The 7,899-nt window shown below is 52.1% G+C and carries 8 protein-coding genes; 7 read left to right on the top strand and 1 reads right to left on the bottom strand.

Going from position 1 to position 7,899, the window contains the following annotated elements:
• Positions 1–195 precede the first annotated feature (195 nt).
• From AC2215_RS24140 to fghA, 6 genes are all read left to right on the top strand, one after another.
• Positions 196–345: a lasso peptide gene (locus AC2215_RS24140; protein WP_486812575.1), complete on the top strand. Its 150-nt coding sequence runs from the start codon at positions 196–198 to the stop codon at positions 343–345.
• Between the two features lie 89 nt (positions 346–434).
• A complete protein-coding gene (locus AC2215_RS24135; RefSeq protein ID WP_486812574.1) occupies positions 435–605 on the top strand; it encodes a hypothetical protein in 171 nt (56 codons plus the stop codon).
• 150 nt (positions 606–755) lie between these two features.
• Positions 756–1,667, top strand: coding sequence for a hypothetical protein (locus tag AC2215_RS24130; RefSeq protein WP_486812573.1), 912 nt, complete (start codon positions 756–758; stop codon positions 1,665–1,667).
• Positions 1,664–3,544: an ABC transporter ATP-binding protein gene (locus AC2215_RS24125; RefSeq protein WP_486812572.1), complete on the top strand. Its 1,881-nt coding sequence runs from the start codon at positions 1,664–1,666 to the stop codon at positions 3,542–3,544. Before AC2215_RS24130 ends, AC2215_RS24125 begins: the two co-directional genes overlap by 4 nt.
• 276 nt (positions 3,545–3,820) lie before the next feature.
• Positions 3,821–4,903, top strand: coding sequence for a nucleotidyltransferase domain-containing protein (locus AC2215_RS24120; RefSeq protein WP_486812571.1), 1,083 nt, complete (start codon positions 3,821–3,823; stop codon positions 4,901–4,903).
• A 192-nt stretch (positions 4,904–5,095) separates the two neighbouring features.
• The gene (gene fghA / locus AC2215_RS24115; RefSeq protein WP_486812570.1) at positions 5,096–5,947 is read left to right on the top strand and encodes an S-formylglutathione hydrolase; all 852 of its coding nucleotides are present in this window, start codon (positions 5,096–5,098) and stop codon (positions 5,945–5,947) included.
• A gap of 236 nt (positions 5,948–6,183) precedes the next feature.
• On the opposite strand, the gene AC2215_RS24110 is transcribed toward fghA, so the two are convergent.
• Positions 6,184–6,729 (bottom strand): hypothetical protein, encoded by a 546-nt coding sequence (locus AC2215_RS24110; protein ID WP_486812569.1) that lies wholly within the window; start codon positions 6,727–6,729, stop codon positions 6,184–6,186.
• Between the two features lie 32 nt (positions 6,730–6,761).
• Between AC2215_RS24110 and AC2215_RS24105 the strand changes: the two genes are divergently transcribed.
• On the top strand, positions 6,762–7,751 hold the full coding sequence (locus AC2215_RS24105) for an aspartate carbamoyltransferase catalytic subunit (RefSeq protein ID WP_486812568.1): 990 nt from the start codon (positions 6,762–6,764) through the stop codon (positions 7,749–7,751).
• Positions 7,752–7,899: the final 148 nt, after the last annotated feature.

The following is a 7,899-nucleotide window of genomic DNA, read 5'->3' as shown; positions in this document are numbered from 1 at the left end:
TCTACGGCAACGTGGAAAACCTCACCCAACAGGGGGGTGCTAGCTCCACAGACGTTCCTCTGGGTACTCCTGTAGGTCCCGATGGCATCTCCTCCGTTGCCAGCTAGTTCGTTGCCGGTGGTAGCGGGAGTTACGCGCTCCCACTCCACCCCATTCCTCGCTGAATTATCAATCGCATTTACCCAACAAAAAATCATGAACGCACAGAAAAATAATTACGCCACCCCGACCCTCACCGTCTACGGCAACGTGGAAAACCTCACGCAACAGGGGGGAGCCAGCTCCACGGATGTTCCCCTCGGTACTCCCGTAGGTCCAGACGGAATCTCATCGGTGGCGAGCTAGAACTCAGGGTGCATCTCCTTTTGTCCGTTTGGGCCGACAAGAGTCCAACAAATACAGTTCACGCTCAAACCTATCTAAAGGAGATGACAATGAAAACTCAAATCACCGATCGCAAACAACCTTATACCACGCCAAAGCTTGCCAAAAACGGAACCCTCGCCGACTTAACCCAACAAGGGGGTGGGAGTGCAGTGGATGTTCCCATCGGCACTCCCATCGGGCCCGACGGAATTAGCTCCGTCACTGGAAACTTCTCTTAGGGAACCGTACGGCAGCTGATTCGTTAAGTCAGCAGCATTGGATTTGTGAGAGTAAAGGTCGATCGCAACACTTTACTCCCCATGACTTCTCTATCGCCCTCTGACTTCAAAAAATCTCAAATAAATCCCAAACAAACCTCAGATAAACCAATGTATCGTTATCAAGCATACAGCTTAGGCATCCATTCTAAACTCGCGCTACCGGAGTTGGTCGCTGATTCTCAAGCAGCTGCCGATGTAGTGGTTGAGTTGCGGCAACTGAAGGATTCTCCCCTCGATACCAACGACACCGCCCACTGCTTCAAGTCAACCGAAGACGGAATGTACGTTTTTTGGGAAAGCGTCGGCACCTTTTTCATCCAACAGGGTCGCACCATTGCCATCGATCCCGATCCCGAGGCAGATGCCGATCGACTGCGCCTGTTTATTTTAGGAGCGGCCATTGGCGTGATTCTCCACCAGCGCGGCTATTTCGTCCTTCACGCCAGTGCAGTGGAAATTAACGGCAAAGCCGCGGTTTTCATCGGCCATAAGGGATGGGGCAAGTCCACCATGGCGGCAACTCTCCACAGCCGGGGACACCGACTCATCGGCGATGACGTCGTCGCCCTAGATTTGAACGATAGCACCCAAGCTGTCGTCTTACCGGCATTTCCTCAGCTCAAACTCTGGCCCGATGCGGTGGAATCCTTGGGACACAATCCCGACACGTTGCCTCGCCTGGTTCCCCATCTCGAAAAGCGCGATCGTCGCGTTCGCGAAGGGTTTATCGATCGCACCGTTCCCCTGGGACACATCTTCCTGCTGGGGAAAGGAGACGCGGTGGAAATTCAACCCCTCGAACCCCAGCGCATCGTCACGTACCTATTGCAAAACTCCTACATTACGCGATTTGGCGCAGAACTGTTGCAAGCCGGGGAAGCCGCTCATTTCCTGCGATTGGTGAGGCTGGCGAAATCCATCAGCATCGAGCGCCTGTTACGACCCTCCCAACTGTCTTTGCTACCGGCGATCGCCCAATTGGTTGAAGAGCGCGTTTCTAGCGAGGCACTGAAGGTATGAGTACGGGAAATTTGTTGGATAAATCTGCCCCCCGAGGACGGATGCCTCAAAACTGGTTAGGGCGATCGATATTGAAACTCAAGGAAAAATTTGTCAGTAGCTTCCGCCTCTTGCCGGCCTTGCGGTTGGTGTGGCAAAGCAGCCGGGGTTGGACGATGGCACGGGTCGGTCTCACCCTCATGCAAGGGATTCTCCCCCTCATTTCCATCTACCTGGCCAAGCTCGTTGTCGATACGGTGGCCGTGGGCCTGACTGCTGCCGATAAGGAGATGGCATTCGAGCGGGTGCTGCTGTTCCTCGGCTTAGCGGGTGCGATTACTATTATTACCACCTTTTGCAACGCCTGCACGGAACTGGTCAATACCGCTCACGCACAGCGGGTGACTGACTTTATGCAGGGCATCATCCACGACAAATCCATCGAAGCGGATTTAGCCTATTACGAAAACGCCCGCTATTACGATGCCTTGCAACGGGCACAAAAGGAAGCCCCCTACAGACCCCCTCAAATTCTCAACCGTTTGGCGATGGTGGGACAAAATGGGGTGTTGCTGGTGGCGATGGTGGGTTTGCTGCTGTCTCTTCATTGGGGAATGGTAGGCATCCTGGTCGTCGCTTCGATTCCGGCAATGCTGGTGCGGGTGCGCTACTCTCGCATTATGTATCGCTGGCAGCATCGCAAAACCCCCATGGAACGGCAATCGGCTTACCTGGGTTGGATGCTCACGACGGACCAGTTTGCCAAGGAAATTCGCCTGTTCGACTTGGGAAGTTTCTTCAGTCAGTGGTATCTGCGGCTGCGAAAGCAAATTTATCGGGAACGGGTTGCCCTCACGACCAAACAGTCGATCGCTAATTTTTTAGCGCAATCTCTGGCCGGTTTACTGGTCTTCGCCATTTACGTTTTCATTATTTACCAAACTATTCAAGGGGTTTTAAATCTGGGAGACTTGGTCCTCTACTACCAAGCCTTGAATAAATCTCAGACGGCTCTCAAAGGTCTCTTAAAAGGAGTTTCCGGTCTCTACGAAGATAATCTTTTCCTCGCCAATCTTTACGATTTTCTCGACCTGAAGCCGACAATTATTTCGCCGAGTAATCCGTTACCGGTTCCACAACCGATGCAGCGTGGAATTGTGTTTGAAAATGTGAGTTTTCAATATCCGACCACGAGCCGAACGGCGCTCAAAAATATTAACTTAACGGTTAATCCAGGAGAAACGATCGCCCTCGTGGGAGAAAATGGTTCTGGGAAAACGACGTTGATTAAACTGCTGTGTCGTTTGTACGAACCCACAGAAGGCAGTATTAGTATCGATGGAATTAATGTCGATCGATTCGATATTTCCGAACTTCGCCATCAAATTAGCGTCATTTTTCAAGACTATGCTAAATATCACCTCAGTGCCCGAGATAATATTTGGTTGGGAAATGTCGAACTCGAACGGAACGATGAAGAAATCCTAGCAGCCGCCCGTCGTTCTGGTGCCGATGACGTGATTCAAAGATTGCCCCAAGAATATGAAACGTTACTGGGGAAACTCTTCGAAAATGGGGAAGAACTCAGTATCGGTCAGTGGCAAAAAATTGCCCTTGCACGGGCATTCTTGCGGAACTCTCAGGCGATCGTTCTCGACGAACCCACCAGCGCCATGGACCCGAAAGCGGAATACGAAGTGTTTAATAAATTCCGCCAACTGATTCAAGACCAAGCCGCCATTTTAATTACCCATCGCTTATCTACGGTAAAAATGGCCGATCGCATCTACGTGATGGATTCGGGTTCGATTATTGAAAGCGGAACTCACGACGAATTGATCGAACTCGGGGGAACCTACGCCCGCTTATTTGAAACTCAAGCTCAGAATTATCGATAAATCGATAAAAGCGAGAAAAGATACACACGCTAATTTTTATTCGCCTCAACTTTTACATATTTAACTCAAATTTAAACCGTTTAACCGTTGTCAAAAACGTAAGCATTTAGGTATCAGCTGTCAGCCATCAGCTTAAAAATATTATGCAGCTTACAAGTTGAAATCTTCCCAGCTAAAATCCTCGGAAATTTGAGCTTTACCTAAGAGTATTTCGCTGATAGCTAATAGCTGACGGCTGAATGCTTACTCAAAAACTTAAAGAAGGAGCCATCTATCATGTCCGTCGAACTCTGTCGCACCCTCGTAAAACTTGGATTTGCTACCCCGAATTCGATCGCCATCGAATCCGCAAAAAAACAACTGCAAGCCGCCACCGATAAGCAGTGGGAGCAATGTTTGGCAACCCTCGGATTGCACCGACTCAGCCCCTTAGTTTACTACGGTTTGGAAGTGGCAAAGCTCACTTCTATGGTGCCCAAATCCTATCTCGATCGCCTTCAAGCAACCTATCAAAGTACCCTCAAACGCAACAAAATCTTCCTCCTCACCCTCGATGCACTCCTGCAACGGATGCAAGCCCGAGATTTGCACCCCACCATCTGGAAAGGGATTGCCCTAGCCGATAGCTTCTATCCCAACCCCGGTACGCGACCCATGGGGGATCTCGATTTTGCCATTGTCCCCGAGGAAATGGAGGAAGCCACCCGAATTTTCCAGTCTTTAGGGTTTCATCTCGATAACCAAGCCGAAACCGACGATGCCGTCTACTTCGTCAATCCCATGGGGGTAAAGTGCGACGTTCATCACCGCGTTCGGTTGTTTGAGGGCATCGAACCCGCCAGCCTGGTGACGCAACTCAACCCCCGACACCTTCAGGTTGATACCCTGCAAGTCCTCGACCCCAGTGCCACCCTCGTACATCTGGTGGTACACATGGACGGACACCGCCACGATACCGGCCCGCTACTCTCCTGGATTCTCGATATTGCTTTCGTTCTGCGCAAATGGGGCGATCGAATTAATTTGGCGCGCGTCGAAGCCATGATGCCCGATAAAATCCATTGGGTGTCCCTGATGCGATCGCTTCGTTTCCTAGAAACAGAGTTGGGAGAAACTCTACCGGAATCTCTAGCCTCAGCCGCACGGGAATTTGAACCCCTCACCTTAGCTGAGATTCTGCGCCAGCGACGACTTGCCCTTTGGGGTTTGCCTCACCTGCGGGGTTGGCTGCGTTTGGGGGTCAGCCAGGTCGATTCCCAGTTGCGCTTGCAGCGTCCGGCGTTAGTTGCCGACGATTTGCTGCTGTGGGTGGGCGATATTTGGCGGCAGCGACGGACGCTGTGGGCAATTGACAATTGATAATGACGCCACGTAGAACTAAATTCTCCAAAACCTGGCAAAGCCCGAAAAAAGGGGAAAGTGCAAGGGAAAAGGGAATCGGTCATGTTCGTCACCACATGAGGAGGCATCAAGTTGCACGTGACGTTAATGGACAATTGACAATGCACAACGGACAATGAAGAGTCTCATCTTCATTTCCCAACAACTCCAATGTCCCCTTCCCTCGAACTTAGAAGTCAATCTCAGTGCTTTGGCGGTACCGTTGGCTTCTACACCCACGATTCGGTAACCTGCAACGGACCGATGCGGTTTGCCATCTACCTACCCCCGCAAGCGAAATCGCAACCTGTTCCCGTTCTGTATTGGCTGTCGGGTTTGACCTGTAGCGAGGAAAATTTTATCGTCAAAGCGGGGGCGCAACGACTGGCTGCCGAATACGGAATTGCGATCGTCGCACCGGATACCAGTCCGCGTGATACAGGAATTCCGGGGGAAGATGAGGATTGGGATTTAGGGACGGGGGCGGGGTTTTACGTGGATGCGACTCAAGCACCCTGGGATGCCCATTATCAAATGTATCGCTACGTTACCGAAGAGTTACCCCAACTGGTAGCCGATCGCTTCCCGATTCTCCCAGAAAAACAGGGCATTTTCGGTCATTCCATGGGCGGACACGGTGCGTTGATTTGCGCCCTAAAAAATCGAGATCGCTACCGCAGCGTCTCTGCCTTTGCCCCGATTTGCGCACCAACCCGGTGTCCCTGGGGAGAAAAAGCCTTGACTCACTATTTAGGAAGCGATCGCACTGCATGGAAAGCCTACGATGCCAGCGAATTGGTTCTAAATGCCAAATGCGATCGCCCCATTCTCATCGACCAGGGTACGGCCGATAAATTCCTCGAAGACGGGCAACTTCTGCCGGAGGTATTTCAAGCGGCTTGTGAATCCGTCGGACAACCCCTCACGTTACGAATGCAAGCCGGTTACGACCACAGCTATTACTTTATCGCCACCTTCATCGCCGACCACATCCAACATCACGCCGCAGCGTTATCTGGTTGAATTCGGAATTGGGGGAAACGGGAATTGGGAATGCAGAATTGGGGGAAATTGGAGAAACGGGTGCATTGGGAGAAATTTAGCCCCCGAAGCCTAAAATAAGATCGGGCGCGGGCTAAGGATAGTTGAAAGTCCTGGTGCTGATGTGGATTCGAGTCATGAGTAGAAGAACCTCCTACCCCCCACACCCTACACCCCACACCCCTCCCCCAACCGACACTTTCGATCCCGAACTGACGTTAAAATACGATCGCCTCTCCGCGATCGGTGAAACGCACTTCAGAGATTTGCCATTGAGGATTGCTGGTGAGGGTTTCGGAGATACTGCCGAAGAGGGCGTATCGCTCGCAACTTGACAGGGAAAGAATCACCCGTTCCGAATCCGGTGCCACTCGAAAATCGACGGTAGCTACCCCAGTGTTTGCATCGGTACTGACGCGATATCCCGCCAATCGAAAATCGCCACTATTCCATCGATTGATAATTTCGCCGACGCTGGCATTGAGGTCATTGCCTTGAGGAACCTCCACTTGTTGGGGAATCAGAGATTCGCATTGGGTATCGGCGGCGTAAATCGTAACGGTTTGTGTCGCGTTGCGATCGGCCTTCTGGATCGATGGAGTGGAAGCGGGTGCGGCAGGTACGGGTTTGCCCGAGACCGACTCATGGGGGGCTTCTCCAGCGATGGAAGGAGGGGTGGCGATATCGATTTTGGGCATCGCCGCGCAGCCGACGAGGGGCACAACTGCGAATAATGAGAATAAACCTTTAGCGATCGCGTTCATAATATTAACGTTCCTACTTGTGATGGATAGGCATGGTAACTACGACTTGGGCGCGCCGCCACGTTATCTCCCTAGCTGACTTCGTTCGGGCCGAATACAATATCGTATTGCAGACGGCTGCTAGCTTTCGGGAGGTGCTATCTCGGGGAACGAAGAAAGTTCCCGCGCTACAGGGACAAGCGGTGACCACTCTATTTTTCGAGCCATCCACCCGCACCCGCAGTAGCTTCGAACTCGCGGCAAAGCGGCTATCGGCCGATACCTTGAGTTTCTCGGCGGCTAGTTCCTCCCTCACCAAAGGCGAAACCATTTTAGACACCGCCAAAACTTATCTGGCCATGGGAACCGATATCATGGTGATTCGCCATCGAGAAGCGGGGGTTCCCGGAGCGATCGCGACCGAGATGGATCGGCTGGGAACGGGTGTGAGCGTTCTCAATGCCGGAGATGGTTGGCACGCCCATCCCTCGCAAGCCCTCCTAGATCTGTTTACGGTCACTTCGACCCTAAATCCAGAAAATCCGCAAATTGAATTGCTCGAAGGTAAAAAAATTGCCATTGTCGGGGATATTCTTCACTCGCGAGTGGCGCGATCGAATCTTTGGAGTTTGACCGCAAGCGGTGCGACAGTCCACCTCGCCGCCCCTCCAACCCTCCTACCCAAATCCTTTGCTCGCTTCCTCGACGACGAACGGCGCGATCGCCTCTTCGTCCACCATCAACTCGAACCGGCTTTGCAAGATGCCCATTTTGTCATGGCTCTGCGGTTGCAAAAAGAACGGATGGGACAGCACTTACTCCCCAGTTTGCGAGAATACCACCAACAGTTCGGCATCACTCGCGAGCGATTGGCTTTGTGTCACCCGGATGTTAAAGTCTTGCATCCGGGACCGGCAAACCGAGGGGTAGAAATTAGTTCCGATTTGATGGACGATCGAGCCTTAAGTCTGGTTCAAGCCCAAGTCAGCAGTGGAGTTGCCGTTCGGATGGCACTCCTGTATTTGATGGGAGGGGGGAGGTGAGGGACAAGGGGACAAGGAGACAAGGGGACAAGGGGACAAGGTGACAAGGGAGACAAGGTGACAAGGGAGACAAGGAAGACAAGGGAGACAAGGGAGACAAGGGAGACAAGGGAGACAAGGGAGACAAGGGAGACAAGGGGACAAGGGG

It is taken from the genome of Zarconia sp. (assembly GCF_057467645.1).
This window is presented reverse-complemented; position numbering and strand designations above follow the sequence as displayed.